This window comes from Pseudomonas sp. CGJS7 (assembly GCF_036961695.1).
In genome coordinates this window covers 19,648-45,162 of sequence record NZ_JBAMDI010000033.1, presented here as the reverse complement: position 1 = coordinate 45,162, position 25,515 = coordinate 19,648, and the positions used below count along the sequence as shown (strand labels likewise).

The window sequence follows — 25,515 nt, the reverse complement described above, 5'->3', positions numbered from 1 at the left end:
CGCGGCGGCGATGACGGCGGTCAAGCGCTGGACCCGGCGGCTGCTGGGTCTGACCGCGGTCGTGCTGGCCTTGGTGTCGGCGCTGTTGGCCTGGGCGCTGGCTTCGGCCCAGGTCGAGCTGAGCCCGGGCGGCGTGCATCGGCGCCTGCTGGTGCCGGCCGGCGGCGGCCGGATGATGGCGTTTCCGATCTACTCCGGCACCGGCGATGCGGTATCGATTCCCGGCTATCTGGAAGGTCCGGTGGTGCGGCGCGGCAGCGACGGCGGCTGGACCGCGGCGTGGTTTTGCCAGGACCGGGTGCAGCACGCGAGCGGCCGCGGCGATGCGTTGAGCATCGATTGCGCCGGCCGCCGCCGCCGCTTCGATCTGAGCCAGGTGCCGGCGGCCGAGGCGGTCGCGCCGATGCCCGCGGCGCTGACCGTGCTCAGCGACCTGGAAGGCAATGCCGAGTTCCTCGATGCGGCCTTGCCGGCGCTGGGCATCGCCGACGCGCAAGGCCGCTGGACCTATGGCGCGGGCCAGTTGCTGATTCTCGGCGATTCGGTCGACCGCGGCCGCGACGTCTCGGCGGTGCTGTGGCGGCTGCACGATCTGGCCGCGCAAGCGCAGCGCGCCGGCGGCGCGGTGCACATGCTGCTGGGCAATCACGAGCAATACCTGCTGCGGACCAACAACTCGCGCGCCAATCCCGAAACCGTGTACGCCTTGAACCGCCTGGGCGGTTACGGCGAAGCCTTCGCCGATGGCACCGTGCTCGGCGACTGGCTGCGCGCGCAGCCGGTGGCGGTGAAGCTGGGCTCGACCTTGTTCGTGCACGGCGGCGTCTCGCGCGGCGTGGCCGAGATCGAAAACGATCCGCGCAAGCTCAATCGCGCCATGCGCGAGTACTGGCCGGCGTCGCGTCAGGGCCAGCATCTGTCATCGCCACATTGGGACGCGGTGCTGGGGCTGGGCGGGGTGACCCAATACCGCGGCTATCTGATGGCGGTGGAAGGCCACTACGGCCGCGTCGGCGAAGCCGATTTGAACTACGCGCTCGAGCGTTTCGGCGCGCGGCGGATGGTGGTCGCGCATACCCCGGTCGATCGGGTCGAAGCCCTGTTCGGGGGACGGTTGTATGCGGTCGACGTCAACGAGCCGGGCGCGCGTTCGCAGGTGCTGGTGTTCGAGAACGATGAGCCGCGGGTGGTCGAACTCGCTGTGCCGCGTCACCCCGATGCGCGCGCGCCGGTGCGTTTGCGCGATTTCGAGCCCTCGCGGGCCGAAGACCGGCGTTTGTTGTGGGCGATGATCGGACAGGCGCGCAAGTTGTCGGCGTTGCCGCATCCTTATTGATCGAGTCCGGACCGCGTTGCCCCGCGGCCCGGACGCGCGCGGCTCAGCCGGCCAGTTCCACCCAGGCCGGCGCGTGATCGCTGGGACGGTCCCAGGTGCGCGGTTCGCGATCGATGCCGGCGGCCACGCAACGCGCGCGCAGCGAGTCGGAGATCAGGGTCAGGTCGATGCGCAGGCCCAGATTGCGGCGGAACCCGGCCTGGCGGTAATCCCACCACGAGAACTGGCCTTCGTCCTGGTGGTGCAGGCGGTAAGCATCGTGCAGGCCGAGCGCGAGCAAGCGTTGCAGCGCGTCGCGTTCGGCGGTGGAGGTGAGGATGTGGTTTTCGTTCCACACCGCCGGATCGTGGGTGTCGCGCGCTTCGGGGGCGATATTGAAATCGCCGAGCACGACCAGATCCGGATGGCGCTGGATTTCCTGCGCGATCCAGCCATGCACCGCGTCCAGCCAGCGCAGCTTGTACTCGTACTTGTCGGTGCCCACGTCCTGGCCGTTGACCACGTACAGGTTGACGATGCGGATCCCGGCGACGGTCGCGGCGATCACCCGCTTTTGCTCATCCTCGAACCCTGGGATGCCGATCTGCACGTCCTGTGCGTTCTCGCGCGAGAGGATGGCCACGCCGTTGTAGGTCTTCTGCCCGGCGAACACGCTGCGGTAACCCGCGCCGAGCAGCGCGGTGTCCGGGAAGCGCGGGTCTTCGAGCTTGGTTTCCTGCAGCGCGACGATGTCCGGTGCGAACCCGGCCAGCCACTGTTCCAGGTGCGGCAGGCGCACGTTGAGGGAGTTGACGTTCCAGCTGACGATTTTCATGCGCGCCAGTGTAGCCCGCGGGCCGGGCGTTGTCGGCGGCCGGGCGTCGGGCGCGGCGGCGCCGGCCGGTTACGCCGCCGGTTCGCCCCGGGATGCGGCCGGCTTGCACAAGGCGGCGTGGATGCGCGCGGCCGCGGTTTTGCGCTGCGGCGTATCGGCGCGGATCCGCTCGCCGCCGTTATCGGTGGAATGGCCGGCGGCGAGCCGTTGCGCGCGCCAGCGTTCGCCGCGTTCGAAGATGGAGCATGCGTTCTGGCTCTGCCCGCCGCCGCGCTGCGGGGCGGCGATGAGCGCGGCATAGGTTTCGATCAGCTCGGCCTGCTGCGCGGGCTGCTCGCTTTGGTCGAGCGCGGAGGGCAGGGCGAATGCGATCTGGCCGAACACTTCGCCGCCCGCCGGGTCGGCGGCCAACACCCGTTGAGGATCGACCCCCGCCGCGCGCAGCCGCTGCAGCGCGGCCGGCGTGCGTATCGCCGCGAGCGCCGGCCCGGTTTGTTCGTCGGTGAAGCCGAAACCGGCGTCCAGCCAGGCCGCCAAGCCGAGGTCGTGCCAGCCGCCGAGGATCAGTTTGGCCAGGGCCAGATCGTCGCCGTCGCGGCAGGCGCCGTCGCGGACCGGGTAGCGCGGGGTGTCGAACACCAGGCGCTTGGAGGTCGGATCGGCCTGGGTGCCGCGCCACAGTTCGGTCCATTCGCGCAGATAGACGTCCTGGTCGCGATGGGCCATCGACCGCAGCACCGCGTACAGCGCCGCCTGTTTTTGTTCGCGCGGCCAATCGCCTTGAACCACGCTGCGGGCGGCTTTGAACAGATCGTTGGTATCGACCGAGCGCAGCTCGCCGCCGGGCGCGCGGGTCAGCCAATCGCCGGTGCCGGGTTCTTCGCCGCCGCCGAGCGCGCACAACGCGTTGGGCATCGGAAAATCCGCGGGCAAGCCGCGCAGCGCGCGATCGATCCGGCCGTGGTCGCCGTCCTCGACGATGTCGATCAGCCCGGCAAAGCGGCCCTGCGCGGCTTCGATTCGCGCGGTCTTGCGCGCCGCGTGGGCGCTCTGGATCGAGTCGTGGACGAAGTTCAGCAACACCAGCCCGGCCGGCATCCCGAGCAACAGCCCGATCAGGCAATGCGGCAAGCTGCGGGTGAGCGCGCCGTGGACGATCGCGCCCACTACCGCCAAGGCGGCCATGGCCGCGCCGAGCAACAACATGTTCATGCCGTTGATCAGGAATTCGACCATGTGCGGGCCGAACAGCCCGCCCTGCGGCATGTGCCGGTAGCTGATCGCCAGCCAGATCATCGCCAGCACCGGCCCGGACGCGAACCACAGGCCGAACCCCAGCCAGGGGCGGTTGGGACGCGCGCGCGGCGCGACGGGCGCGCCGCTGGATGCGGAATCGGAAGAGCCGGCCATGGCGTGACTGTCCTTGCGTGGCGGTGGACGCGGCGCGCAAGCCGCGCCGCTGTCGGTGTCCGCTATTTCGCCAACCAGCGGATCATCGTGTCGATCATGCCACGGTACGGCGGCTTGAGCAGATCGCTGCCGGCCTTGGAGCGCTGATAGAACACCGGCAGCAATTTGCTGAAGGCGTCGAAGCCGCTGCGGCCGTGGATCGCGCCGATGCCGCTGGGGCCGATGCCGCCGAAGGGCAGGTCGTGGGCGCCGAAATGCAGCAGGGTGTCGTTGACGGTGACGCCGCCGGACAGGGTCTGGGCGAGGATTTTTTCCACCGAAGCCGAGTCGTGGCCGAACGGATACAGCGCCAGCGGGCGGTCGAGCGCGTTGATCCGGGCGATGGCTTCGTCCAGGGTCTTGTACGACACGATCGGCAGGATCGGCCCGAAGATTTCGTGCTGCATCACCTGTGCGTCGGCGTCGGGTTCGATCACCAGCGCCGGCGGGAAGATGCGTTCGCTCTGGCGCTGTTCGCGCGAGCCGGTGTCGGCGAAGGGCTCGATCACTTGCAGGCCGCGGCTGCGCGCGTCGTCGAGGTAGGACGCCAAGCGCGCGTACTGGCTGGCGTTGATGATGCGGGTGTAGTCCTGCGGCGCGACCAGGTCGCCGTAGCGTTGCTTGAGTTGCTTGAGCAGCGCGGCGACTAATTGATCGCGGCGCGCGGCGTCGACCAGCACGTAGTCCACGCCGATGCAGGTCTGCCCGGCGTTGAACCACTTGCCGCTGGCGATGCGCGCGGCGGCTTGTTCGATCGGATAGTCGGCGCAGATCAGCGCCGGCGCCTTGCCGCCGAGTTCCAGGGTGACCGGGGTGAGGTTGGGCGCGGCCGCGGCCATGACCTTGCGGCCGACCGCGGTGGAGCCGGTGAACAGCAGGTGGTCCAGCGGCAGCGCCGAGAACGCCGCGCCCACCTCCGGCCCGCCGATCGCCACCGCCACGCGGTCGGCCGGGAACACTTGCGCCAGCAATTCGCGCAGGAACTGCGCGGTGTGCGGGGTGTGTTCGGACGGCTTGAGGTAGACGTGGTTGCCGGCGGCGATCGCCGAGATCAGCGGCACCAGCGCCAGATTCACCGGGTAATTCCACGGCGACAGGATGCCGACCACGCCGACCGGCTCGGGCCGGATTTCCGCGCGCGCCGGCCAGAACCGCCAGCCCACCGCGGCGCGGCGCGGGCGCATCCAGCGGCGCAGATGGCTCAAGGCGTGGTCGAGCTCGGCCAGGGTGATCATCGCCTCGGACAGCAGGTTCTCGTGGCTGGAGCGATGGCCGAAGTCGGCGCGGATGGCCGCGTCCATGTCGGCGCGGCGGTCGCGGAACACCTCGCGCAGGCGGATCAGGTCGGCGCGGCGCTGGGCATAGTCGGGCTTGCGCGCCTGCCACGCGGCGCGCAGGCGCTCGCGGGTGGCGGCGAGTTCGGCGAGCGGCGTGTCCGTGGCCAGTGCGTCGGTGGTGGGCATGTGCGGTGCGAGCCTGTCTGAGGCGGGCCTGGTCGAGGCCGGCGGGTCGGCGAGGGTGTCCATACGCCGCAGTGTAGTCGCCTGCGCGGCGCGAAAGTGGGGTGACGGTGGGGCGGCTGAGGTCAGGCGTGGGGGGCGGGGCGGTCGAGTTGGCGTCTCTCTGACATTCGGCGGGTCCTTTCGCATTTCGTCAGTCCCGCGAAGGCGGGAATCCAGAGCCAAGAGCCTTCAGCGCGATTTCTCCAGAACGTCATTCCCGCGAAGGCGGGAATCCAGAGACTTCAGCGCCATCTTCCCTGGTCGTCATTCCCGCGAACGCGGGAATCCAGCGACTTCAAAGGTTCTCGCACGAAAGGCCCTGGATTCCCGCGTTCGCGGGAATGACGTTCTGGAAAGACGGCGCCCGCTGCCCGGATCGGGCGATTCGCGCACCGCCCCCCGGCCGCACCGCCGTCAGCGCCTACAATGTCGAAATGAACCTGCGCCCCTACCTCGATACCTACCCCACCCTCGGCGAACGCGTCTACGTCGACCCCGCCGCCACCGTCATCGGTGCGGTGACCCTGGCCGACGACGTGTCGATCTGGCCCGGCTGCGTGGTCCGCGGCGACGTCAATTCGATCTCGATCGGCGCGCGCACCAACGTCCAGGACGGCACCATCGTCCACGTCACCCACGAAGGCCCGTTCACCCGTCCCGGCGGCCTGCCGACGGTCATCGCCAACGATGTGACCATCGGCCACGGCGCGATCGTGCACGCCTGCACCATCGACGAATTCGCCCTGATCGGCATGGGCGCCAAGATCCTCGACGGCGCGCGGGTGATGCGTTTCGGCTTCGTCGGCGCCGGCGCGGTGATCGCGCCGGGCAAGGTGGTCGGCGAGGGCGAGCTGTGGCTGGGCAATCCGGCGCGGCTGGCGCGCAAGCTCAGTGAGCGCGAAATCGAGCAACTGCAATACAGCGCGCAGCATTATGTCCGGCTCAAGGATCGCTACCTGGGCATGTCGGTGGGCTAGTCAGGTCCGGCGGCCGCGTTTACAGTCGCGGCAGGGGAAAGCAGGGCTCAGGGAGTCATCGCCACATGGAAGAAACGCAGAATCCGTACGCCGCGCCGAGCGCGCCGCCGCCGTTGCCGTCGGAATTGGGCGAAAGCGTCAAGGCCGACCGCGGCATCCGCCTGGTCGCGCGCCTGATCGACTGGGGCCTGCAGATGGTGTTCCTGGTGCCGGCGGTCGTGGGGATGCTGTTGCTCAGCCCCCCCAATTCCAATCCCGGCCAACCCAACGATTTCACCCCAGCGCAAATGGCGGTGCTCGGCGTGGGCGTGCTGCTCGCGCTGGGCCTGGCGGTCTATCAGCTGGTGCTGCTGTACCAGACCCAGCAAACCCTGGGCAAGCGCTGGATGAACATCAAGATCGTCCGCAACGACGATTCCCAATGCAGCTTCGGCCGCATTTTCGGCCTGCGCATGGTGCTGGTGGCGGTGATCGAGCAAGTGCCCTGCCTCGGCGCCTTGTTCGCCCTGGCCAACGTGCTGTGGATCTTCAGCGAAGACAGCCGCTGCCTGCACGATCTGCTCGCCGACACCAAGGTCGTCAACGTCTGATGCTGGACACCTACCGCCAGGTGGTGACGCCCGAAGGGGTGGCGCTGCACCTGCGCGCGGCCGGTCCGGTGCCGCGCGCGCTGGCCTATGCGATCGATCTGGCCGCGCGCGGCGCGATCTACACCGCGATGTTCCAGGCCTTGGTCACCCTGTTCGGCGGTTCGGGCTACGCGATCTTGATGCTGATCAGCTTCGTGCTGAGCTGGTTCTATTCGGTGCTGTTCGAAGTGCTGATGCAAGGCCGCACGCCCGGCAAATGGGCGCTGGGGCTGCGGGTGGTCGCCGCCGACGGCGCGCCGGTGGGCTGGATGGCTTCGTTCACCCGCAATCTGTTGCGCGTGGTCGATGCGTTGCCGGTCGGTTACGCGGTCGGTCTGACCACCTGTTTGATCGATCCCTGGGGCCGCCGCCTCGGCGACATGGTCGCCGGTACTTTGGTGGTGCACGCCGCGCGCTCGCAGCCGCTGCACGAGGCCGCGCAGGCGCCGGCGCTGGCGCCCAATCAAGTGTTGCTGCCGCACGAACAAGCCGCGGTGGTCGCCTTCGCCGAACGCGGCCCGCGTCTGACCGCGGCGCGTCAGGCCGAACTGGCCGATCTGGTCGAGCCGCTGGTGCTCGCGCGCGGCGCGCCGGCGGTGGCGCGGCTGCACGGCATCGCCAACTGGTTGCTGGGGCGGCGATGAGGCAGGACCGTTTCGTCGAGCGGCATCAGGCCGAGTGGCGCGAATTCGAGCTGTGGCTGGACAAGCGCTCGCTCAGCGCGCGCGATGCGCGCAAGCACCGGCGCGAGTGGACCGGCATCGGCGACGACGAACTGCCGGCGCGGCATCGCCGCCTGTGCCAGCAACTGGCGCTGGCGCGCCGGCGCGGTTACAGCGCGGTGGTCACCGACCGCCTGCAGGCGCTGATGCAGCGCGGCCACAGCGTGCTGTACCGGAGCAAGCCGCTGCATCCGCGCCGCGCGGTCGAGTTCCTGCTGGCCGGCTTCCCGCGTCTGGTCCGCGCCGAATGGCGCTGCATGCTGGCCGCGACGGTGTTGTTCGTGGTGCCGCTGGTGACCATCTTCATCGCCATCCAGATCAAGCCCGATCTGGCCTCGGGCCTGTTCGACGCCGGCACCCTGGCCAGTTTCGAGCAGATGTACGACCCGTCCGGCAAGCGCGATCTGGGCCGCACCGACGAAGACGATCTGCAGATGTTCGCCCATTACATCGGCAACAACGTCGGCATCGGCTTCCAGACCTTCGCCAGCGGCCTGGTCGCCGGGCTCGGCACGGTGTTCGTGCTGATCTTCAACGGCATCATGATCGGCGGGGTGGCCGGGCATTTGCAGGCGGTCGGCCACGGCGATCCGTTCTGGCGCTTCGTCGCCGGGCACTCGGCGCCGGAACTGACCGCGATCGTGATCGCCGGCGGCGCCGGTTTGCGCCTGGGCCTGAGCCTGATCGCGCCCGGGCAGCGAAGGCGGGTGGATTCGCTGATCCACGGCGGCCGGCGCGGCGCCAAGATCTGCATCGGGGTGTTCGCGATGCTGGTGTTCGCGGCCTTCGTCGAAGCGTTCTGGTCGTCGATCGGCAGCATGCCGGCGCCGATCAAATACGCGGTCGGCGCGCTGTTGTGGTCGCTGGTGGCGCTGTGGCTGGCGCGCGGCGGCCGCAATGCGCTGCATCAAGACGACGAAGACGCGCAATGAAGCTCGAAGCGCTCACCGTCGCCCTGCGTCCGCGCACCTCCTGGGAAGCCTGCGAGCTCGGCATGGCCCTGGTCCGCCGCCACGCAGGCGCGATCTGGAAGCCGTGGCTGCTGGTCACCCTGCCGTTGCTGGTGCTGCTCAACGCCGCCGGCTGGGCGCTGGACCTGCTGTGGCTGTCGGGCCTGCTGATGTGGTGGCTCAAGCCCTGGTTCGACCGCATTGCGCTGTACGTGATTTCGCGCGCGGTGTTCGGCGATGTTCCCAGCACCCGCCAGACCGTGCGCGAACAGTTCCGCTGGGGCGCGCGCTGGTGGTTGCCGTATCTGACCTGGCGGCGGCTCGGTCCGGCGCGGTCGCTGTATCTGCCGGTGGACTTGCTCGAAGGCGGCAGCGGCGCGGAAGCGCGCGAGCGCCGCGCGGCGTTGGGCGCGCCGGTTTACGGCGTGTGCGCGCTGCTGACCTTGGTGTGTTCGAACTTCGAGTTGCTGATCATCATCGGCGCGGTGTTCGGCGGCTTGATGTTCATTCCGTTCGACTACCTGCCCGACACGTTGAAGTCGCTGTGGGATTCGTTCCTGGAACAGCCGCATTGGATGAACGCGTTGTTCAACGCGCTGATGTGGCTGGCGGCGAGCGTGATCGAGCCGTTCTACGTCGGCGCCGGCTTCGGCCTGTACCTCAACCGCCGCACCGAGATCGAAGGCTGGGACATCGAAATCGTGTTCCGCCGCTTGCGCGCGCGGCTGGCCGCGGCGGCCGCGCCGACCCTGCTGGCCTTGTGCCTGTGCATCGGTTTTCTGCCCGATGCCGCGGCGCAGGCGCACGCCGATCCGCACACCGGCGGCGAAGTCGCGGTCGAGGTGGATCAAGCGGGCGCCGACGGCGAAACGGCGGACGAATCCGGCGAGGAAGAAGACGCGAGCGAGGCGACCACCCGCAGCGCGCCGATCCGCGCCTTCGTCGACGGCAAGAAATCCAAGCGCCTGCCGTCCACCTTGGGCGAGCTGTACGGCGATGCGCGCAGCGACGACCGCGCGCTGCGCGAGGCGGTGGCCAAGGCGATGAAGGAACCCACCGTCGCGCCCAAGCGTAAGGAAACGGTGTGGAAGTCCAAGGAAGAGATCAAGGAGCGCGAGCGCGATCCTGAGCGCTCGCGTCGCGATTTCAGCGGCCTGAGCGGCGGTTTCGCGTCGCTGGTGCAGATCGTGCTGTGGGGGATCGTGGCGTTGATCGTCGCCGCGTTGCTGTTCAGCATCGGCCGCTGGGCCGGCTGGTTCCGCGGCGGCGGCGATGCCGAACCCGATGCGCCGGGCGAGCTGCGCACCGGCGCGATCGCCGAAGCCGAACCGCTGCCCGACGACGTGCCCACCGCGATCCGCCGCTTGTGGAACGACGGCCGCCGCCGCGACGCGCTGGCGCTGATGTACCGCGCGGCGGTCGAATCGATGGCCACCCGCGCCGAAGTGGTGCTGGTGCCCGGCGCGACCGAGGCGCAATGCCTGCGCGCCTCGCGCAAATTGAACTCGGCCGAAGACCGCGAGGTGTTCGCGCGCGCGGTGCGTACCTGGCAGTACGCGGCCTATGCGCAAGCCTTGCCCGCGTCGGACGACTTCGACGATCTGGTGGCGCAGTTGAGCCAACGCTTCGGGTGGGCGGCATGAACCGCGGCAACGGCGTGTTCATCGCCATCGGCGCGGCGGTGCTGATCGCGCTGACCGTGCTCGGCGCGGTGATCTGGAAGCGCGGCTACACCAAGGTCGAAGAAACCGTGGACGCGCCGCGCACCGGCGAGGCCGCCAGCAATCCGCTGTACGTGCTCAAGCTGGCGTTGCAGAACGACGGGGTCAAGGTCGATGCGCGCCAGCGGCTGTTGCTGCTGACCACCACCCTGCAGCCGCGCGACACCGTGCTGATCTACCGCGACCCGCGCACCCTCAGCAGCGGCGACGCCGAGCGCCTGCTGGCCTGGGTCGAGGGCGGCGGCCATCTGATCGTGCGCACGCCGCCGTGGCGCGAACGCCTGGGCAGCTCGCCGGTGCCGGTGCTCGGCGCGCTCGGAGTGACCTTGCTCGACGCCGAGGATGTCGGCGTGGATGCCGAGAACGAGCGCAACGATTGCGTGGGCCTGTACGAGCGCAGCCTGGCGCCGCAGCGGATGTTCTGCGGCGGCCGCCGGTTCTATTTCTACAACAGCGAGGTCGAGCCGGATTTCGCCTGGGGCGATGAAGACGAAGCCTACGTCTACGCGCGCTTCCCGCACGGCCGGGGCAAGGTCGATGTGCTGTCGGATCTGGACTTCCTGTCCAACCGCGGCGGCAGCGGCAATCCGTTCTTCGATGGTTTCCGCCTGGGCGGCGACCGCATCGCCGAACCGGCCAACGTCGCCTTGGCGCGGCAGGTGCTGGCGCCGAACTACCGCGCCGGCACCGTGCATCTGATTTACGCGGCCGATGTCCCGTCGTTGTGGAAGACCTTGATCGTCAACAGCTGGATGGCCTGGGTGCCGTTGCTGCTGTGGTTGTTGGGCTGGCTGTGGCAGCGCATGCAGCGGTTCGGGCCGCTGCGGCCGGCGCCGGCGATGGAGCGGCGCTCGCTGCTCGAACACATCGTCGCCAGCGGCGAGCACATCTACCGTTACGGCTACGGCCCCAGTCTGTACGCGGCGGTGCTGGCCGCGTTCATGGCGCGGCTGCGCCGGCGCGATCCCTATGCCGCATCGACCCAGGGCGAAGCCCAGGTCGATCTGCTCGTGCAACGCTACAAGAACGAACCCAACCTCGGCCTCGCCCAGATCCGCGACGCCCTGACCCCGCCGCTGGCGCGCGACCACGCCGCGTTCCGCACCCGCATCGCCACTTTGATCCGCATGAGAAACCGCTTATGAGCCTCGACGCCGCTCCGCTCGTTCCGATTACCGGCGCCGCGCTGGCGCAACGCGCCGCCGATGTGCGCGAGGAAGTCGGCAAGGCCTTCATCGGCCAGGCCGAAGTGCTCGATCAGATCCTGATCGCGCTGCTCGCCGGCGGCCACGCGCTGCTGGAAGGCGTGCCCGGCCTGGGCAAGACCCTGGTGGTGCGAGCGCTGTCCAAGGCGCTGGATTGCGGCTACGCACGCGTGCAGTTCACCCCCGACCTGATGCCCAGCGACATCAGCGGCCACGCGGTGTACGACCCCAAGACCGAGAGCTTCAACATCCGTCGCGGCCCGGTGTTCACCAACCTGCTGTTGGCCGACGAAATCAACCGCGCCCCGGCCAAGACCCAGTCGGCGCTGCTGGAGGCGATGCAGGAACTGCAGGTCACCATCGAAGGCCACAGCTTCGAACTGCCGCCGCCGTTTTTGACCCTGGCCACCCAGAACCCGGTCGAGCAGGAAGGCACCTATCCGCTGCCGGAAGCGCAGCTGGACCGGTTCCTGCTCAAGATCCTGATCGACTATCCCAGCCGCGCCGACGAGAAGCGCATGGTCACCGCGGTCAGCCTTGGGCGCAGCGCCTCGGACTTCGATCTGTCGCAAGTGCGGCGGGTACTGGGGCCGGAGGAAATCGTGGCGATGCAGCAGGGCACCGCGCTGGTGCGGGTGGATGAGGCGGTGATCGATTACGTGGTGCGCATCGTCGGCAAGACCCGCGACTGGGCCGGCATCGCGCTCGGCGCCGGTCCGCGCGGCAGCCTCGGCCTGGTCCGCGCCGCGCGCGCGCAGGCGGTGCTGGCCGGCCGCGATTTCGTCACCCCCGACGATGTGCGCGAAGTGGCCAAGCCGGTGCTGCGCCATCGCATCGCCTTGTCGCCGGAACTGCAGATCGAAGGGCAATCGCCCGACGACGTGCTGCACGCGTTGCTCGCCACGGTGGAAGCGCCGCGGCAATGAAATCGGCGTTGCCGCCGCCGTTGCCGGTCGCCTCCCGCGCTGCCGCGCTGTCGGTGCCGCGCGATCGCGCGCTGCCGGCGCGCGGTTGGGCGCGGCCGTCGCCGCGGCTGGCCTGGGTGGCGTTGCCGTGGTCGGCGTTGGGATTGGCGGCGAGCGCGGGCTGGATCAAGCCGCAGCTGTGGCAGTTGGCGACCTCGGCGATTCTGCTGATCTTGATGATCGACTTGTGGCGTTTGCTGCGCGCGCCGACGCCGCGCGCCAGCCGGCGCATGCACGACACCTGGGCGATCGGCGTGGAACGCCCGGTCACCCTGGAATTGGAAAGCGAGCGGCGCCTGAGGTTGGATGCGTTCGATCTGCATCCGGGCGGCTGGGCGATGCGCGACTTGCCGCGCCGGCTGGATCTGGACGCGGGCCAGAGCGCCGCCTTCGAGTATCACTTGCGCGCCAACGCGCGCGGCGACTTCCAGTTCGACGGCGTGCAATTGCGCCTGCATTCGCCGTGGGGCTTGTGGTGGCAATCGCGGGTGGCCGGGGAAATCCAGCGCGTGCGCGTGTTCCCCAATTTCGCGCCGTTGGCCAAGTTCGCGATGTTCAGCGCCGAACAGGCCTCGCGTCTGGTCGGCGCGCACGTCAAGCGCCGCCGCGGCGAAGGCACCGACTTCCATCAGATGCGCGAATACCGGGTCGGCGACAGCCTGCGCCAGATCGACTGGAAGGCGACCGCGCGCGCGCGCCGGTTGATCTCGCGCGAGTATCAGGACGAACGCAATCAGCAACTGGTGCTGATGCTCGACACCGGCCGCCGGCTGATGGCGCGCGACGGCGATCTGTCGCACTTCGACCACGTGCTCGACGCGGCCTTGGTGGTGGCGTACCTGGCCTTGCGCCAGGGCGACGGCGTCGGCCTGCTCGCCAGCGGCGGCCAGAGCCGCTGGGTGCCGCCGCAGCGCGGCGTCGGCGCGATCGACAACCTGCTGCGCGCCAGCTACGCGTTGCAGCCGCAACCGGTGGCCACCGACTTCCTCGCCGCCGCGACCGAACTGTCGCTGCGGCAGCGTCGGCGCTCGCTGGTGATGCTGGTGACCAACCTGCGCGATGAGGACATGGACGACTTGCTCGCGGCCGTGCGGATGCTGCGCGGGCGCCATCTGGTGTGCGTGGCGAGCTTGCGCGAAGGCTCGCTGGACCAGGCCTTGGGCGAAGACGTCGAGGATCTGTCGGGCGCCGTCCGCGCTGGCGCTACCGCGCAGTACCTTGAGCATCGTGTGCGTGCGCACGAAGCGTTGCGCAATCATGGGGTGATGGTGCTCGACGTCAACTGCGATCAGCTGGCCGCGTCGTTGGTGGAGAAGTATCTGGCGGTCAAGCGCGACGGGTTGCTCTGACTCCAAGCAAAAGCAAATCCCCCACGTCCGCTGCGCGGCCGTTCGCCCCCTTTTCCAAAGGGGGCAACAGCAAAAGCGTCCGACTTCGCCTCTCCAAGCCCCGCTCTGCCGTTCCCCCCTTTGAAAAAGGGGGGCTAGGGGGGATTTGCTTTTGCTTTTGCCTTTGCTTCAACTCAAAGCAAAAGCAAATCCCCCACATCCGCTGCGCGGCCGTTCGCCCCCTTTTTCAAAGGGGGCAACAGCAAAAGCGCTCGTTCAATTAGGCGCCGTCGCCCGCTCCAATTCCGCCAGCCAAGCCATCGCCTCATCGCGATCGCCCCCGCACATCTCCCGCTGCGGCTGCAACGACCCGCAAAACGCCGGTCGCTCCGGTTTACCGAACAACCGGCAACGCAACTCATCATCCAGTTGCACGCAAGGAATCCCAGCCGGCTTGCCGTGCGGCATCCCCGGAATCGGCGAAGTGATCGAAGGCGCGATGCAACACGCGCCGCAGCGGTCGCGGCATTGCATCGCGGGGTCTCAGGCGTCCGGTGCGGGGCGGCGGGCGAGGATCGCCGCCAGCAGCGCGATGGTGCCGGTCAGCGAGACCACCGTTCTGACGATGCCCATCGCCGTCATCCGCATGGACAACGAGCTGCCCGCGTGACCGTCCTGCACCATCCATCCCAGCCACAGTTGCGCGCCCGCGCCCAACAGCGCGCCCAGCAGAAGCAAGCCGAAGCCCAGGCTGGCGTAAGTGCTGGCCACGCCCAAGCTGCGGCGCCTGGCCAGGCACAGCGAGATGCCCAGTACGTACAGCAGCATGCCCGGCACCGCAAACGCCAGTTGCGGCAGAGCCGCGAGTACCCAATCGCTCATCGTGATGCGCCCTTGTCGAAGTCGTCCATGAAGGCGGCCGATCCAACGGCCGCGCGCCGCGCGCATGCAAGGCGACGGCGATGCGTCGTCGTCGCCCGCGCATTCGCGCCGATGGTCAGTCCGCGGTGACCAATGCGACCGCGCCCTGGCGCAACTGCGCATACACCGGATCGGTATCGGGGCGCTTGCGGTGCCAACGCTCGAAACTCTCCGCGGCTTGTTCGACCAGCATGCCCAACCCGTCGATGCGGTCGTGCGCGCCGGCGACCTTGGCCCAGGCCAGGAACGGAATCGCCGCTTCGCCGTAACTCAGGTCCACCGCCGCGGTGCGCGGGGTGGCCAGACTCATCGGCAAACTCAGGCTGCCGTCTTCGCGCGCGGCCGAGGTGGCGTTGACGATCAGATCGAAATTGCCGAGCGTGCCGACGTCGGCGAGATAGCGCGGGTGCACGCGGCCGGGTTGGCCGAGCGTGTCGGCCAGGGCGTCGCTGCGTTCGGCGGTGCGGTTGACGATGTACAAATCGCCGATGCCGGCGTCCAGCAACGCCGGCGCCACGCCGCGCGCGGCGCCGCCGGCGCCGATCAGCAGGGTGCGGCGCTCGCGCAGGTCCAGGCCGTGGCGTTCGGTGAGGTCGCGGATCAGGCCGACGCCGTCGGTGTTGTCGCCTTCCCAGCCGGTGGCGCTGCGGATCAGCGTGTTGACCGCGCCGGCGCGGTGGGCGCGGTCGCTCAGGTGCCCGCAAGTGCTGGCGGCGCGGGTCTTCAGCGGCAGGGTGATGTTGGCGCCCAGGCCGCCCTCGGCGGCGAACTCGGCCAGGGCCACGTCGAAGCGCTCCGGCGCGGCGTCGATGGCGGTGTATTCCAGCGCGATCCCGAACTGCCGGGCGAACGCGGCATGGATGCGCGGCGACAGCGAATGGGCGACCGGATGGCCGAACACCGCGTAGCGCAGGACCGGGCTGGACGAACTGGAATCGATCGACATGAGCGCGCCTCGTTCTAGACTGTGGACCCTTCCTGTGGGAGACGCACAATGCGGCACGCCGGGGTCTGGTTCGGATCGAGTGTACTCCTCGCCTGCGGGCTGGCCAGCACGGTCCAGGCGGGTTTGAGCGAATTCGGCATAGAAGGCATGGGCGTTGTCTCGACCCCGCACAGTGAGGTGCGCGCGAGCGTGAGTCCCGACGGACGGCGCATCGTCTGGGGCAGCAGCGACCGCCCCGGCGGGCCGGCCGGGCGCGACCTGTGGCAGGCCAGCCTGATCGACGGGCGCTGGCAGAACCCCGAGCCGCTGCCGATCAACAGCCCGGCCAAGGACTACGACCCGATGTTCAGCGGCGACGGCCGCTGGCTGTATTTCTTCTCCGACCGCCCCGGCGGGCAGGGCAAGGAAGATCTGTACCGCGCCGCGGTGCTGGCCGACGGCGGCTACGGCCCGGTCGAGAACCTCGGCCCCGGGGTCAACACCGCCGGCAGCGAATGGGCGCCGGCGCCCAGCCGCGACGGCCGTCATCTGATGTTCGCCAGCGACGGCCACGGCGGCGCCGGACGCCAGGATCTGTGGATCGCGCGCTGGGACGGCAAGGCCTTCGTCGATCCGCTGCCGGTGCCCGGCATCAACACCGCCGCGGACGAATTCGACGCGACCTGGATCGGCGACGGCCGCGCGATCGTGTTCACCCGTTCCGAGGACGTGATGAACAAGCCGGTGCGTCTGTACGTGGCCCAATGCGACGGCCGCCAGTACGGCGCGGCCGAGCCGTTGAAGCTGTCGTTCAACAGCGAAGACGGCTTCACCTACGGCCCGGTGATCGACTGGAACAAGCCCGGCGAATTGCTGCTCAACGGCAGCGCCAAGGCGCCCAAGGCCGGCAAGCAGGACATCTATCGGATGAAAGCGCCGACGGCGACCGGGCAGGGCGGCTGCGTCGCCGACGCGGTGCTCAAGCAAGGACGGGAGCGGGCGTTGCCGCGGATTCGGTGACGGCGCATCGGTCGCGGCGCGGGCGCGACGTCGAAACAACGCGCAGCGGCCAACCTTCCGTCGGGCGCGAACGGTAGCGCGCATTTGATGCGGTGCATTAGCGATGAGCGCGCGCGGCGCGATCGCATTCCGTCGATCCGCATCGATTCGCCGCCCATCGGCTTGGCGGCGGCCACCGCGTTTGCGCGCGTCCGCGTCTGTCTATGCTGCGCCGGCCACAGTCGGTGGCTTACAAGAAAAGGACTTGCTATGCGCAACATGACTCGTAGCGCGGGGGGAATGCTGATCGCGTTGTCGTTGGCGATGGCGGCGATGTCGTCGGCCGGCGCCGCGCCCGTCGGCGGGATCAAGCCGCAACCGCCGCAGCCGCGGTGGGGCACTTGGGAAGCGACGGTGCGCTGGATCGAGCCGCACACCGTGCCGGGCCCGAACGGCCCATTGGTGTACACCTTCAAGTACGCGCACATCTCGGCCGCTACTCAGGGCGATTGCGAGACTCAGCTGTACGGCTACGCCAGTCAGCCGGGCGTGACGGTGACCGAGTTCTGCACGTTCCACTCGTTCTGATGTAGTGCGCCGCGGGGCCGTGCGGCCGGCCTCGTGGTATTGGGATGTGGAAGGTTAGGCGTTGCTCGGAAACGGTGATGTACGCGAGCCGGGGAGGGCAAAGTCAAAATGGATTCCGGCTTTCGCCGGAATGACGATTACGCAGTTACGCAGTTACGCAGTTACGCGGTTGTTTCGGCGGTGGTTTGCACGCCAGCCGTTCGCGCCGATCGGCACTGCCTCAGCGCGCCTCGCGCAACCACTGCGCCGCATCCAACGCGAAATACGTGAGTACCCCGTCGGCGCCGGCGCGCTTGATCGAGGTCAGCGCTTCCAGCACGCAGCCGCGTTCGTCCAGCCAGCCGTTCTGAATCGCCGCGCGCAGCATCGCGTACTCGCCGCTGACTTGATAGACGAAGGTCGGCGCGCCGAACTCGTCCTTGGCGCGGCGGACGATGTCCAGATACGGCATGCCCGGCTTGACCATGATCATGTCGGCGCCTTCGTCCAGGTCCAGCGCGATCTCGCGCATGGCCTCGTCGCTGTTGGCCGGGTCCATCTGGTAGGTGTACTTGTTGCCCTTGCCCAGCGCGCCGGCCGAGCCGACCGCGTCGCGGAACGGGCCGTAGAAGCTCGATGCGTACTTGGCGCTGTAAGCCAGGATGCGGGTGTGGATGTGGCCGTCTTGTTCGAGCGCCGCGCGGATCTGGCCGATGCGGCCGTCCATCATGTCGCTGGGCGCGACCACGTCGGCGCCGGCGACGGCGTGCGAGAGCGCTTGCTTGACCAGCGCTTCGACGGTTTCGTCGTTGATGACGTAGCCGTTGTCGTCGATCAGGCCGTCTTGGCCGTGGGTGGTGTAAGGGTCGAGGGCGACGTCGGTGATGACGCCCAAGTCCGGGAAGCGCTGCTTGAGCGCGCGCACCGCGCGCTGGCACAGGCCGTCGTCCTGCCAGGCCGCTTCGGCGGTCAGCGACTTGGCTTCCGGCGCGGTCACCGGGAACAGCGCCAACGCCGGCACCCGCAACTCGCTGGCGCGTTCGGCCACGCGCAGCAGTTCGTCGATCGACAGACGCTCGATCCCGGGCATGGAACCGACCGGCGCGCGGCCGTCGAGTTCGTGGACGAAGACCGGATAGATCAGGTCGTTGGCGGTGAGGACGGTCTCGCGCATGAGGCGGCGCGAGAATTCGTCGCGGCGCATCCGCCGCGGGCGGGTGTAGGGGTAGCTCATGGCGGGTAGTTTACTCCCGCCGCGCGCGCCGGCCCGCGACCGGCTGTCGCGGTGGGGTGGGGATGGTGTGTTCTGCCGGTTTGGGCAAGGTCGAACTGCTCCCTCTCCCGCTTTCCACCCAAGGTGACTTCCTTCGGGGCGCGGGAGAGGGTTGGGGTGAGGGGATGAGCGCCTTAGGCGCGAATGCTCTTAGAGCTGCGAGGCGGCTGGTTGCCCTCACCCCAACCCCTCTCCCGCGCCCCGAAGGAAGTCACCTTGGGTGGCAAGCGGGAGAGGGGCTCATGGGTCACTCCGAATAAACGCGATACCGCAACGGCCGCACATGCACGGTACTGCCCGAAGTCGGAATCACCGCATCCGGCGTAGCCACCAAATCCAGCTCCAGCGGCCGCTGCTGCCCTTCGATGCTCAGCTCCAACGTGATCCGCTCGGCCAAGCGATGCGCGGAAATCACCCGCGCCGGCAAACCTTCGCCGTCGCCGACCAGGGCGATGTCGTGCGGGCGCACGTACAAGCGCGCGCGGCTGCGGCTGTGGCTGTCGACCGGCAGACGCAGCGCATGGCCGTTGACCGACAACTCGCCGCCCTCGGTCTGGCCCTCGATCACGTTGGCGCGGCCGATGAAGTCGAACACATACGCCGAGGCCGGCGCGCTGTAGATTTCATCCGGCGTGCCGATCTGTTCGATCCGCCCGTCCTTGAGCACCACCACCCGATCGGCCAGCTCCAGGGCTTCTTCCTGATCGTGAGTGACGAACAAGGTGGTCTGCCCGGTCTGTTCGTGCAGCCGCCGCAACCAGCGGCGCAGTTCGACCCGGACCTTGGCGTCGAGCGCGCCGAAGGGTTCGTCCAGCAGCAGCACGGTCGGATCGATCGCCAGCGCGCGCGCCAGCGCCACCCGCTGCTTCTGTCCGCCGGAGAGTTGTTCGGGATAGCGCCCGCCCAACTCGGGCAGTTGGATCAGGCCCAGCAATTCCTGCACGCGCTTGGCGATGGCGGCCTTGTCCGGCCGCCGCGAACGCGGCCGGCTGCGCAGGCCGAAGGCGATGTTCTCGGCCACGGTCATGTGCTTGAACAAGGCGTAGTGCTGGAACACGAAGCCGACGTTGCGCTCGCGCAAGCTCAGCCGGGTGGCGTCCTGTTCGCCGAACAGCAACTGCCCCGAATCGGGTTGCAGCAGCCCGCCGATCACCCGCAGCAAGGTGGTCTTGCCCGAGCCCGACGGCCCCAGCAGCGCGACCAGTTCGCCCGAGGCGACGTCCAGGCTGACCGCGTCGAGCGCGGCGACGTTGGCGTAACGCTTGGCGATGGCTTTGAGATGCAGATCCATTGGTACCGATATCCAGTCAATCCAGGCCGGCCGTTCAGTGCCGGCGATGCGAACGCGCGAGCGCGTCGCCGTGGCGCGCTTCCAGCCAGATCTTGATCACCAGCGTGACCAGGGCCAGGCCGGCCAGCAACGAGGCCACCGCGAACGCCGCCGCCGGCTCGCCGCCGGCTTGCATGTGCAGCACTTCCACGTGCAGCGACAAGGTGTTGGTCAAACCCATGATGTTGCCCGAGACCACGGTCACCGCGCCGAACTCGCCCATCGCCCGCGCGCTGCACAACAGCACGCCGTACAGCAGGCCCCATTTGATGTTGGGCAGGGTGACCCGGAAGAACATCGTCCAGGCGTTGGCGCCGAGCGAACGCGCGGCGAGTTCTTCGTCGCTGCCTTGTTGCTCCATCAGCGGGATCAACTCGCGGACCACGAACGGAAACGTCACGAACATCGTCGCCAGCACGATCGCCGGAGTGGCGAACATGATCTTGATGTCGTGGGCGTTGAGGAAATCGGCGAAGAAGCCGTGGCTCGGGCTGAACAACAGAACCAGGCACAAACCGGCGACCACCGGCGAGACCGCGAACGGCAGATCGATCAACGCCAGTAACGTGCTTTTGCCGCGGAACTCGAAGCGGGTCACCGCCCAGGCGGTGAACACGCCGCAGACCGCGTTGACCGGCACCACGATCGCCGCGGTGAGCAAGGTCAGCTTGAGCGCCGAGACGGTGTACGGGTCGGTCACCGCGTTGAGCCAGACCTTTAGCCCGCTGCCGAACGCGGTGCCCAGCAGCATCAGCAGCGGCAGCACCACGATCAACACCATGATCGCCGCGGCCGCGCCGATCAGGGTCCAGCGCAGCCAGGCCGGTTCGCGCAGCGGATCGTTGGCGGCGTGCGGCTCAGCCATCGCGGCGATTCCCGTGCGAGAACAAGGCCGAGGCCGCGTTGATCGCGACCAGGCAGGCGAACGACATCAACAGCAGCAAGGTCGCCAGCACGATCGCCGCGGCGATGCCGCCGTCTTCGTCCAGACGGATGGTGATCAGCAGCGGTGCGATCTGGGTCTTCAGCGGCAAGTTGCCGGCGATGAAGATCACCGAACCGTACTCGCCCAGGCCGCGGGCGAAGGCCAGCGAGAAACCGGTCAGCAGCGCCGGCAGCAGTTCGGGCAGGATCACCCGCCGCAACGTGGTCCAGCGCGAGGCGCCGAGCGAGATCGCGGCTTCCTCTTGTTCGCGGCCCAGCGCTTCCAGCACCGGCTGGACCGTGCGCACCGCGAACGGCAGGCCGATGAACACCAGCGCGATCACGATGCCGGTGAGGTTGTGCACCAGCTTGATCCCGAATGGTTGCAACAATTGTCCGATCCAACCGGTCTCGGCGTAGATCGCGGCCAGGGTGATGCCGGCGACCGCGGTCGGCAGCGCGAACGGCAGATCCACCAGCGCGTCCATCAGCCGCCGGCCGGGGAAGCGATAGCGCACCAGCACCCAGGCGATCAACGCGCCGAACACCAGCGCGATCACCGCGGCGATGAAGGCGCTGAGGAAGCTGACCTTGAGCGAGGACAGCACCAGCGGATCGGAGATCGTGCGCAGCCAACCGGCATAGCCGAGCCCGCCCGAGCGCAGGATCAGCGCGGCCAGGGGCAGCAGGACGATCAGGCCGAGCCAGATCATGCCAATGCCCAAGCCGAGCCCGAGACCGGGCAACGGCCGGCGCCAGCGGGTGGCGGAGGTCGGCAGGGGAAGGACTTGCTCGCTCATGTGGCGGTGGGCGGCAACAGGTTGTGGGGACAGAGGGTTGGACGCTATCGCGGGCGCGGGGTTCCTGGGAAATGCGCGTTGGTTGTTTCGAGGTGCGCTATGGCGATATGGGGCAGCGCAGGATGGCTGCGGGGGTGTTCGGGTGGGATGAATGCGGTCCGTGATCCTGCTTTGGCCGTTGCTGTTGCCCCCTTTGCAAAAGGGGGCGAACGGCCGCGAAGCGGACGTGGGGGATTCGCTTTTGCTTTTGCTTCTTCATAGAAAGGCAAAAGCAAAAGCGAATCCCCCCTAGCCCCCCTTTTTCAAAGGGGGGAATCGGTCGTGAGGGGGCGTGTGAGGGCGGGGGTTACTTGGGCAGATAGATCTTGTCGAAGAAACCGCCATCGGAGAAATGCGCCGCCTGGGCTTTCTTCCAGCCGCCGAACGCGCCGTCGATGGTGACCTGCTTCACCGCCGGGAACTTGGCCAGTTCCGCCGCCGGGACCTTGTCCGGCTCGGACGGGCGATAGCCGTGCTTGGCCGCCAGGCGCTGGCCTTCCGGGGTGTAGAGGAAACGCAGGTAAGCCTCGGCCTGTTTGCGGGTGCCGTGCTTGTCGACGTTCTTGTCGATCCAGGCCACCGGCGGCTCGGCCTTGATGCTCAGGCTCGGCACCACGATTTCGAACTGATCGCGGCTGTTGGCCTGTTGCAAGGTCAGCAGCGCCTCGTTCTCCCAGGCCAGCAGCACATCGCCGATCTTGCGGTCGACGAAGGTGGTGGTGGAGCCGCGCGCGCCGGTGTCGAGCACGGGCACGTTCTTGAACAACTGGGTCAGGTAGTCGACGACTTTGTCGCCGTCGCGGAACTTGGTCGAGGCCCAGGCCCACGCCGCCAGATAGTTCCAGCGCGCGCCGCCGGAGGTTTTCGGGTTGGGGGTGATCACCGCGATGCCCGGCTTGACCAGATCGTCCCAGTCCTTGACGCCCTTGGGATTGCCCTTGCGCACCAGGAACACGATGGTCGAGGTGTAGGGCGAGCTCTGATGCGGCAGGCGCGATTGCCAATTGGCCGGCAACTGCTTGGCGTTGGCGATGGTGTCGATGTCGCCGGCCAGCGCCAGAGTCACCACATCGGCTTCCAGGCCGTCGACCACCGCGCGCGCTTGCTTGCCCGAGCCGCCGTGCGAGGCGCGGATGTTGAGCGATTCGCCGGTCTGTTGTTTCCATTGCGCGGCGAAGACTTGGTTGACCTCGGCGTAGAACTCGCGGGTCGGATCGTAGGACACGTTGAGCAGTTCGGCGTCCTTGGCCGCGGCGGTGCCCGCGGCCAGCGCCAGGCTCAGCAGCATCAGGCGGAAAGCGGTTTTCATGGTGAAGTCCTCATGCGGAATAGCGATTCGTCGGAAGGCGGAAGGTCGCAACGGTGCGGATCAGAAAGCCAGCTGAGCGCGAGTGAAGAAGGCTTTTTCGTCCTCGCGGTCGCGGCCCGCGGCGGCGCCGCCGTCGAATTGGGTTTGGGTGTAGTTGGCGACGAGCTTGAGGTTGCCGGTGAGATACCAGTTCAGGCCCAGGCCCCACGAACGCGCCGCGGACGCGACCGCCGCCGGATCGGCGTAACGCGGGAACGCGTCGCCGTCGATCTCCAGGCGGCCGTAACGCGCGACCAGTTCGAACGCGCCCCAGCCTGCACCACCGACCGTAAAAGCTTGGTTAGGCCGGGCCACGCCCTTGTAGCCGGCGTCTTCGCCGGTGAGCACCAGACCGGCGGTGAGTTGCCAGGCGTTGTGGTCGAGTTCGGCCCGATCCGCGCCGATGCGCACTTGCTGACTGGAGTCGACGTATTCGCCGAGCAGGCTGAACGCGTTGCGGTAGTAGTACACCTGCGGCGACCAGCGCTTGGCCGCGCCGTCGGCGAGCACCGCGGCGCGGTAGTTGAAGAACTGCGATTGCCCCGGCGTGCGATAACGCGGCAGGAAGTTGTTGCCGCTGCCGGCGCGATCGCCGACGCTGCCGCCCACGCCGAAGCCCAGGCCCGACAGCGCGTTGCTGGCGTTCTTCCACGGTTCGAAGAACAAGCGGCCGGCGTATTCGAACTCGTTGTCGGGATTGGCGGTGGGGCTGTCGCGGCCGTCGACCGCGCCGTTGAACACGCCGAGCGCGTACGACACGGTCGAGCCGGCGAACTCGCCCTGCAACTGCACGCCCAGATCGCGGTTGGGGGTGAGCTCGGAGGCCAGGCCCAACTCGATCAGGCCGGTCGAACCGCTGGATTGCAGGCGCTCCAGACCGACCGGGCTTTTGAACTTGCCAATGCGCAGGGTCGCGCGCGGATCGAATTTCAGATCCAGGTACGCATCGTTGATGGTGGCGCTGTCGCCGGCGAACTCGGGCAGGATGCGGAAGCCGATCAGCGAACCCCAAGTGCCTTCGATGCTGGGCTGGATGCGGCGGAACAGGAAGGTGTCGTTCTGCGGCACTTGCTGATCGCCGATGAAGAAGCGGCCGTCGGCCTGCACCAGCGCCTTGAACTTGACCTCGACATCGCCCGGCGGCGGCGACTTGATCGCCAGGCCCTTGCTCGCGCTCAACGACACGGTCGGGGTGCTGGCGGCTTTGGCCGCGCTTTCCTCGGCTTGCAGTTCCAGCTTGCGCTCGATCACCCGCAGGCGTTGATCCAGATCGGCCAAGCCTTCGCCCGCGGCGGGCTCGGCGCCCCCGGCGGTGCCCAGGCGTTGTTCGATCGCGCGCAACCGCTGGGCCAATTGTTCGACCGTGAGTTCGGCGGCCTGCGCGGGCAGTCCCAGCGCGCAAGCGAGCGCGGCGCTCAGGCAAGCGACTGCGATGCGCGAGTGGCGGGTGGGCCGAGGCCGGGTTTGCATGAGGTGCTCCTTCGATCGATCGGTAACGAGGGTGGAAGGCCCGGTGGCGCGGACCACGGAATTGGCAGAAAAAGCAACAACGAAAAATCTCTTAGAAACCGCAGCACCACCCAGACGCACCCGCGTCGTCGCAGCGGTTATCGCCGCTGCGCGAACCCGCGCGCGAAGACCAACGGCAGTGGCCGAAAACAGCGCTGCCCCACAGCGCCAGACGAAATCGCCCCCCTCAGCCCAGCGACACCCTCAAGCCCAAGACTCCCCCGCGTCCGCTGCCTGCACCGTCACCCGCTGAGTGCGAGTGATCTCGACGATGCGCGAGCCCTGCACCAGGATTTCGACCTTGCCCGCGCCGAGTTCGCGCACGGCTTTGAGCAGCACGTACTCGCTGTCGCTGAGATTGACGATGTTGATTTCCGGTTCGCGCTCGCGCGCGGCTGCGTAGCGCACCGTCGATACTTGCGCGGCGGGCGTTTTATTCGCACCGCGCGCGGTGGGCTTGCGCGAATCGGCGCGGCTCATGGCCGGTCTCCGCTGTAGGCCCGCGTCGTGGTCGGCAAGAACGACGCGTCCAACAGCGACGGGTCCAACGCCGCCGCGCCGAAATCCGCGGCCAGCGCCAACTCGCGCAGGCTGCGCCGATCGAGCACGTGCGAGAGCGCGTCGCGCGCCTCGCGCATCAGCGAGCGCAGGCTGCAGGCGTCGGGGTCGGGGCAATCGGCGCAAGGTTGATAAGCGCTGACGCTGGCGCAGCGCACCGGCGCCAGCGGGCCGTCGATGGCGCGGATCAGATCGCCGACCATGATTTGATCGGCCGGTCTTGCCAAGGCGTGGCCGCCTTTCTGGCCGCGGCGGCTGTCGATGAAACCGGCCTGGCGCAGATCGACCAGGATCGATTCCAGGAATTTGCCCGGAGCGCCGCTGTGTTCGGCGATCGCGCGCGCTTGCAGGCGGCCTTGGCGCGGCGGATGCGCCGAACCGGCCAGCCGGCCGCTTTCGGCGCGCGCGAGCGCGCACATCGCGCGCAGGGCGTACTTGGCCTTCATCGTCAGCATTTCCCAGTCACCATGTAGGAAATGTGGCGGGGGGCGGGGCGGAGGGGAAAAGGTATTGCTTTATCTGCTTATGACCGGGGGATATGTGTGGGAGAGGCGAAAACCCGCCCCCTTTGCAAAAGGGGGCAGGCGCTGATGAGGTGCGAAGGGCGGTGGGCTGGCGCGCCGGGGGATTGGCGGCAGGTCGCGAGGGCAGAGCAAAGCAAAAGCAAATCCCCCCTGGCCCCCCTTTTTCAAAGGGGGGAACAGCAGCGGCGCGGCGGCGGGGA

General features: G+C 68.3%; 25 protein-coding genes. 11 read left to right on the top strand and 14 right to left on the bottom strand.

The genetic code is table 11. The features are described from left to right. Positions 1 to 10 precede the first annotated feature (10 nt). A complete protein-coding gene (locus V7787_RS20425; protein WP_336089377.1) occupies positions 11 to 1,336 on the top strand; it encodes a metallophosphoesterase in 1,326 nt (441 codons plus the stop codon). A 43-nt stretch (positions 1,337 to 1,379) separates the two neighbouring features. Here V7787_RS20425 and xth read toward each other — a convergent pair whose 3' ends face one another. The 3 genes from xth to V7787_RS20410 all read right to left on the bottom strand — a co-directional run bounded on the left by xth (position 1,380) and on the right by V7787_RS20410 (position 5,062). Further along, positions 1,380 to 2,150 carry an exodeoxyribonuclease III gene (xth, locus tag V7787_RS20420; RefSeq protein ID WP_336089376.1) on the bottom strand — a complete coding sequence of 257 codons (771 nt, stop codon included), beginning with the start codon at positions 2,148 to 2,150 and terminating at the stop codon, positions 1,380 to 1,382. Positions 2,151 to 2,219: 69 nt separating this feature from the next. Beyond that, a complete protein-coding gene (locus V7787_RS20415; protein WP_336089375.1) occupies positions 2,220 to 3,560 on the bottom strand; it encodes a hypothetical protein in 1,341 nt (446 codons plus the stop codon). Positions 3,561 to 3,622: 62 nt separating this feature from the next. After that, on the bottom strand, positions 3,623 to 5,062 hold the full coding sequence (locus V7787_RS20410; protein WP_336089374.1) for a coniferyl aldehyde dehydrogenase: 1,440 nt from the start codon (positions 5,060 to 5,062) through the stop codon (positions 3,623 to 3,625). A gap of 380 nt (positions 5,063 to 5,442) precedes the next feature. On the opposite strand from V7787_RS20410, the gene V7787_RS20405 reads away from it, so the two are divergent. The 8 genes from V7787_RS20405 to V7787_RS20370 all read left to right on the top strand — a co-directional run bounded on the left by V7787_RS20405 (position 5,443) and on the right by V7787_RS20370 (position 13,619). Next, positions 5,443 to 6,078 carry a gamma carbonic anhydrase family protein gene (locus tag V7787_RS20405; RefSeq protein ID WP_336089373.1) on the top strand — a complete coding sequence of 212 codons (636 nt, stop codon included), beginning with the start codon at positions 5,443 to 5,445 and terminating at the stop codon, positions 6,076 to 6,078. A gap of 65 nt (positions 6,079 to 6,143) precedes the next feature. After that, a complete protein-coding gene (locus V7787_RS20400) occupies positions 6,144 to 6,668 on the top strand; it encodes an RDD family protein (protein ID WP_336089371.1) in 525 nt (174 codons plus the stop codon). After that, positions 6,668 to 7,351: an RDD family protein gene (locus tag V7787_RS20395; RefSeq protein ID WP_336089370.1), complete on the top strand. Its 684-nt coding sequence runs from the start codon at positions 6,668 to 6,670 to the stop codon at positions 7,349 to 7,351. The genes V7787_RS20400 and V7787_RS20395 overlap by 1 nt, the downstream gene beginning before the upstream one ends. Continuing rightward, on the top strand, positions 7,348 to 8,361 hold the full coding sequence (locus V7787_RS20390) for a stage II sporulation protein M (RefSeq protein WP_336089369.1): 1,014 nt from the start codon (positions 7,348 to 7,350) through the stop codon (positions 8,359 to 8,361). Before V7787_RS20395 ends, V7787_RS20390 begins: the two co-directional genes overlap by 4 nt. After that, positions 8,358 to 10,022: a hypothetical protein gene (locus tag V7787_RS20385; protein WP_336089367.1), complete on the top strand. Its 1,665-nt coding sequence runs from the start codon at positions 8,358 to 8,360 to the stop codon at positions 10,020 to 10,022. The genes V7787_RS20390 and V7787_RS20385 overlap by 4 nt, the downstream gene beginning before the upstream one ends. Beyond that, positions 10,019 to 11,245 carry a DUF4350 domain-containing protein gene (locus V7787_RS20380; RefSeq protein ID WP_336089366.1) on the top strand — a complete coding sequence of 409 codons (1,227 nt, stop codon included), beginning with the start codon at positions 10,019 to 10,021 and terminating at the stop codon, positions 11,243 to 11,245. Before V7787_RS20385 ends, V7787_RS20380 begins: the two co-directional genes overlap by 4 nt. Next, positions 11,242 to 12,231, top strand: coding sequence for an AAA family ATPase (locus tag V7787_RS20375; protein ID WP_336089364.1), 990 nt, complete (start codon positions 11,242 to 11,244; stop codon positions 12,229 to 12,231). Before V7787_RS20380 ends, V7787_RS20375 begins: the two co-directional genes overlap by 4 nt. Further along, a complete protein-coding gene (locus V7787_RS20370) occupies positions 12,228 to 13,619 on the top strand; it encodes a DUF58 domain-containing protein (protein WP_336089362.1) in 1,392 nt (463 codons plus the stop codon). The genes V7787_RS20375 and V7787_RS20370 overlap by 4 nt, the downstream gene beginning before the upstream one ends. 255 nt (positions 13,620 to 13,874) lie before the next feature. Here V7787_RS20370 and V7787_RS20365 read toward each other — a convergent pair whose 3' ends face one another. From V7787_RS20365 to aroE, 3 genes are all read right to left on the bottom strand, one after another. Then, positions 13,875 to 14,132 carry a YkgJ family cysteine cluster protein gene (locus tag V7787_RS20365; RefSeq protein ID WP_336089361.1) on the bottom strand — a complete coding sequence of 86 codons (258 nt, stop codon included), beginning with the start codon at positions 14,130 to 14,132 and terminating at the stop codon, positions 13,875 to 13,877. A 9-nt stretch (positions 14,133 to 14,141) separates the two neighbouring features. Next, the gene (locus V7787_RS20360) at positions 14,142 to 14,480 is read right to left on the bottom strand and encodes a hypothetical protein (RefSeq protein WP_336089359.1); all 339 of its coding nucleotides are present in this window, start codon (positions 14,478 to 14,480) and stop codon (positions 14,142 to 14,144) included. A 115-nt stretch (positions 14,481 to 14,595) separates the two neighbouring features. After that, positions 14,596 to 15,465: a shikimate dehydrogenase gene (gene aroE / locus V7787_RS20355; RefSeq protein WP_336089358.1), complete on the bottom strand. Its 870-nt coding sequence runs from the start codon at positions 15,463 to 15,465 to the stop codon at positions 14,596 to 14,598. A 48-nt stretch (positions 15,466 to 15,513) separates the two neighbouring features. Here aroE and V7787_RS20350 point away from each other — a divergent pair, with 48 nt between their 5' ends. Next, positions 15,514 to 16,464 carry a TolB family protein gene (locus V7787_RS20350; protein WP_336089357.1) on the top strand — a complete coding sequence of 317 codons (951 nt, stop codon included), beginning with the start codon at positions 15,514 to 15,516 and terminating at the stop codon, positions 16,462 to 16,464. 249 nt (positions 16,465 to 16,713) lie between these two features. After that, entirely contained in the window at positions 16,714 to 17,031 is a 318-nt protein-coding gene (locus tag V7787_RS20345) for a hypothetical protein (protein WP_336089356.1), read from the top strand. 220 nt (positions 17,032 to 17,251) lie between these two features. On the opposite strand, the gene hemB is transcribed toward V7787_RS20345, so the two are convergent. From hemB to V7787_RS20305, 8 genes are all read right to left on the bottom strand, one after another. Next, positions 17,252 to 18,244 carry a porphobilinogen synthase gene (gene hemB / locus V7787_RS20340; RefSeq protein ID WP_336089355.1) on the bottom strand — a complete coding sequence of 331 codons (993 nt, stop codon included), beginning with the start codon at positions 18,242 to 18,244 and terminating at the stop codon, positions 17,252 to 17,254. Positions 18,245 to 18,530: 286 nt separating this feature from the next. After that, positions 18,531 to 19,574, bottom strand: a complete 1,044-nt coding sequence (locus V7787_RS20335) for a sulfate/molybdate ABC transporter ATP-binding protein (protein WP_336089354.1) — start codon at positions 19,572 to 19,574, stop codon at positions 18,531 to 18,533. Between the two features lie 34 nt (positions 19,575 to 19,608). Then, a complete protein-coding gene (gene cysW, locus V7787_RS20330; RefSeq protein WP_336089353.1) occupies positions 19,609 to 20,478 on the bottom strand; it encodes a sulfate ABC transporter permease subunit CysW in 870 nt (289 codons plus the stop codon). Beyond that, positions 20,471 to 21,337: a sulfate ABC transporter permease subunit CysT gene (gene cysT, locus V7787_RS20325; RefSeq protein ID WP_336089352.1), complete on the bottom strand. Its 867-nt coding sequence runs from the start codon at positions 21,335 to 21,337 to the stop codon at positions 20,471 to 20,473. Before cysT ends, cysW begins: the two co-directional genes overlap by 8 nt. A gap of 346 nt (positions 21,338 to 21,683) precedes the next feature. Beyond that, positions 21,684 to 22,685: a sulfate ABC transporter substrate-binding protein gene (locus V7787_RS20320; RefSeq protein WP_336089351.1), complete on the bottom strand. Its 1,002-nt coding sequence runs from the start codon at positions 22,683 to 22,685 to the stop codon at positions 21,684 to 21,686. A gap of 60 nt (positions 22,686 to 22,745) precedes the next feature. Next, positions 22,746 to 24,194 (bottom strand): OprO/OprP family phosphate-selective porin, encoded by a 1,449-nt coding sequence (locus tag V7787_RS20315; RefSeq protein WP_336089350.1) that lies wholly within the window; start codon positions 24,192 to 24,194, stop codon positions 22,746 to 22,748. A 243-nt stretch (positions 24,195 to 24,437) separates the two neighbouring features. After that, positions 24,438 to 24,713 (bottom strand): hypothetical protein, encoded by a 276-nt coding sequence (locus V7787_RS20310; protein ID WP_336089349.1) that lies wholly within the window; start codon positions 24,711 to 24,713, stop codon positions 24,438 to 24,440. Continuing rightward, positions 24,710 to 25,246, bottom strand: a complete 537-nt coding sequence (locus tag V7787_RS20305; RefSeq protein ID WP_336089348.1) for an RrF2 family transcriptional regulator — start codon at positions 25,244 to 25,246, stop codon at positions 24,710 to 24,712. The genes V7787_RS20310 and V7787_RS20305 overlap by 4 nt, the downstream gene beginning before the upstream one ends. Positions 25,247 to 25,515: the final 269 nt, after the last annotated feature.

What these genes read in the sequence shown, in the direction of transcription:
- V7787_RS20425 (WP_336089377.1), top strand. Translation starts at nt 11, where the DNA reads ATGACGGCGGTCAAGCGCTGGACCCGGCGGCTGCTGGGTCTGACCGCG.
- xth (WP_336089376.1), bottom strand. Translation starts at nt 2,150, where the DNA reads ATGAAAATCGTCAGCTGGAACGTCAACTCCCTCAACGTGCGCCTGCCG.
- V7787_RS20415 (WP_336089375.1), bottom strand. Translation starts at nt 3,560, where the DNA reads ATGGCCGGCTCTTCCGATTCCGCATCCAGCGGCGCGCCCGTCGCGCCG.
- V7787_RS20410 (WP_336089374.1), bottom strand. Translation starts at nt 5,062, where the DNA reads ATGCCCACCACCGACGCACTGGCCACGGACACGCCGCTCGCCGAACTC.
- V7787_RS20405 (WP_336089373.1), top strand. Translation starts at nt 5,443, where the DNA reads ATGACGTTCTGGAAAGACGGCGCCCGCTGCCCGGATCGGGCGATTCGC.
- V7787_RS20400 (WP_336089371.1), top strand. Translation starts at nt 6,144, where the DNA reads ATGGAAGAAACGCAGAATCCGTACGCCGCGCCGAGCGCGCCGCCGCCG.
- V7787_RS20395 (WP_336089370.1), top strand. Translation starts at nt 6,668, where the DNA reads ATGCTGGACACCTACCGCCAGGTGGTGACGCCCGAAGGGGTGGCGCTG.
- V7787_RS20390 (WP_336089369.1), top strand. Translation starts at nt 7,348, where the DNA reads ATGAGGCAGGACCGTTTCGTCGAGCGGCATCAGGCCGAGTGGCGCGAA.
- V7787_RS20385 (WP_336089367.1), top strand. Translation starts at nt 8,358, where the DNA reads ATGAAGCTCGAAGCGCTCACCGTCGCCCTGCGTCCGCGCACCTCCTGG.
- V7787_RS20380 (WP_336089366.1), top strand. Translation starts at nt 10,019, where the DNA reads ATGAACCGCGGCAACGGCGTGTTCATCGCCATCGGCGCGGCGGTGCTG.
- V7787_RS20375 (WP_336089364.1), top strand. Translation starts at nt 11,242, where the DNA reads ATGAGCCTCGACGCCGCTCCGCTCGTTCCGATTACCGGCGCCGCGCTG.
- V7787_RS20370 (WP_336089362.1), top strand. Translation starts at nt 12,228, where the DNA reads ATGAAATCGGCGTTGCCGCCGCCGTTGCCGGTCGCCTCCCGCGCTGCC.
- V7787_RS20365 (WP_336089361.1), bottom strand. Translation starts at nt 14,132, where the DNA reads ATGCAATGCCGCGACCGCTGCGGCGCGTGTTGCATCGCGCCTTCGATC.
- V7787_RS20360 (WP_336089359.1), bottom strand. Translation starts at nt 14,480, where the DNA reads ATGAGCGATTGGGTACTCGCGGCTCTGCCGCAACTGGCGTTTGCGGTG.
- aroE (WP_336089358.1), bottom strand. Translation starts at nt 15,465, where the DNA reads ATGTCGATCGATTCCAGTTCGTCCAGCCCGGTCCTGCGCTACGCGGTG.
- V7787_RS20350 (WP_336089357.1), top strand. Translation starts at nt 15,514, where the DNA reads ATGCGGCACGCCGGGGTCTGGTTCGGATCGAGTGTACTCCTCGCCTGC.
- V7787_RS20345 (WP_336089356.1), top strand. Translation starts at nt 16,714, where the DNA reads ATGCGCAACATGACTCGTAGCGCGGGGGGAATGCTGATCGCGTTGTCG.
- hemB (WP_336089355.1), bottom strand. Translation starts at nt 18,244, where the DNA reads ATGAGCTACCCCTACACCCGCCCGCGGCGGATGCGCCGCGACGAATTC.
- V7787_RS20335 (WP_336089354.1), bottom strand. Translation starts at nt 19,574, where the DNA reads ATGGATCTGCATCTCAAAGCCATCGCCAAGCGTTACGCCAACGTCGCC.
- cysW (WP_336089353.1), bottom strand. Translation starts at nt 20,478, where the DNA reads ATGGCTGAGCCGCACGCCGCCAACGATCCGCTGCGCGAACCGGCCTGG.
- cysT (WP_336089352.1), bottom strand. Translation starts at nt 21,337, where the DNA reads ATGAGCGAGCAAGTCCTTCCCCTGCCGACCTCCGCCACCCGCTGGCGC.
- V7787_RS20320 (WP_336089351.1), bottom strand. Translation starts at nt 22,685, where the DNA reads ATGAAAACCGCTTTCCGCCTGATGCTGCTGAGCCTGGCGCTGGCCGCG.
- V7787_RS20315 (WP_336089350.1), bottom strand. Translation starts at nt 24,194, where the DNA reads ATGCAAACCCGGCCTCGGCCCACCCGCCACTCGCGCATCGCAGTCGCT.
- V7787_RS20310 (WP_336089349.1), bottom strand. Translation starts at nt 24,713, where the DNA reads ATGAGCCGCGCCGATTCGCGCAAGCCCACCGCGCGCGGTGCGAATAAA.
- V7787_RS20305 (WP_336089348.1), bottom strand. Translation starts at nt 25,246, where the DNA reads ATGCTGACGATGAAGGCCAAGTACGCCCTGCGCGCGATGTGCGCGCTC.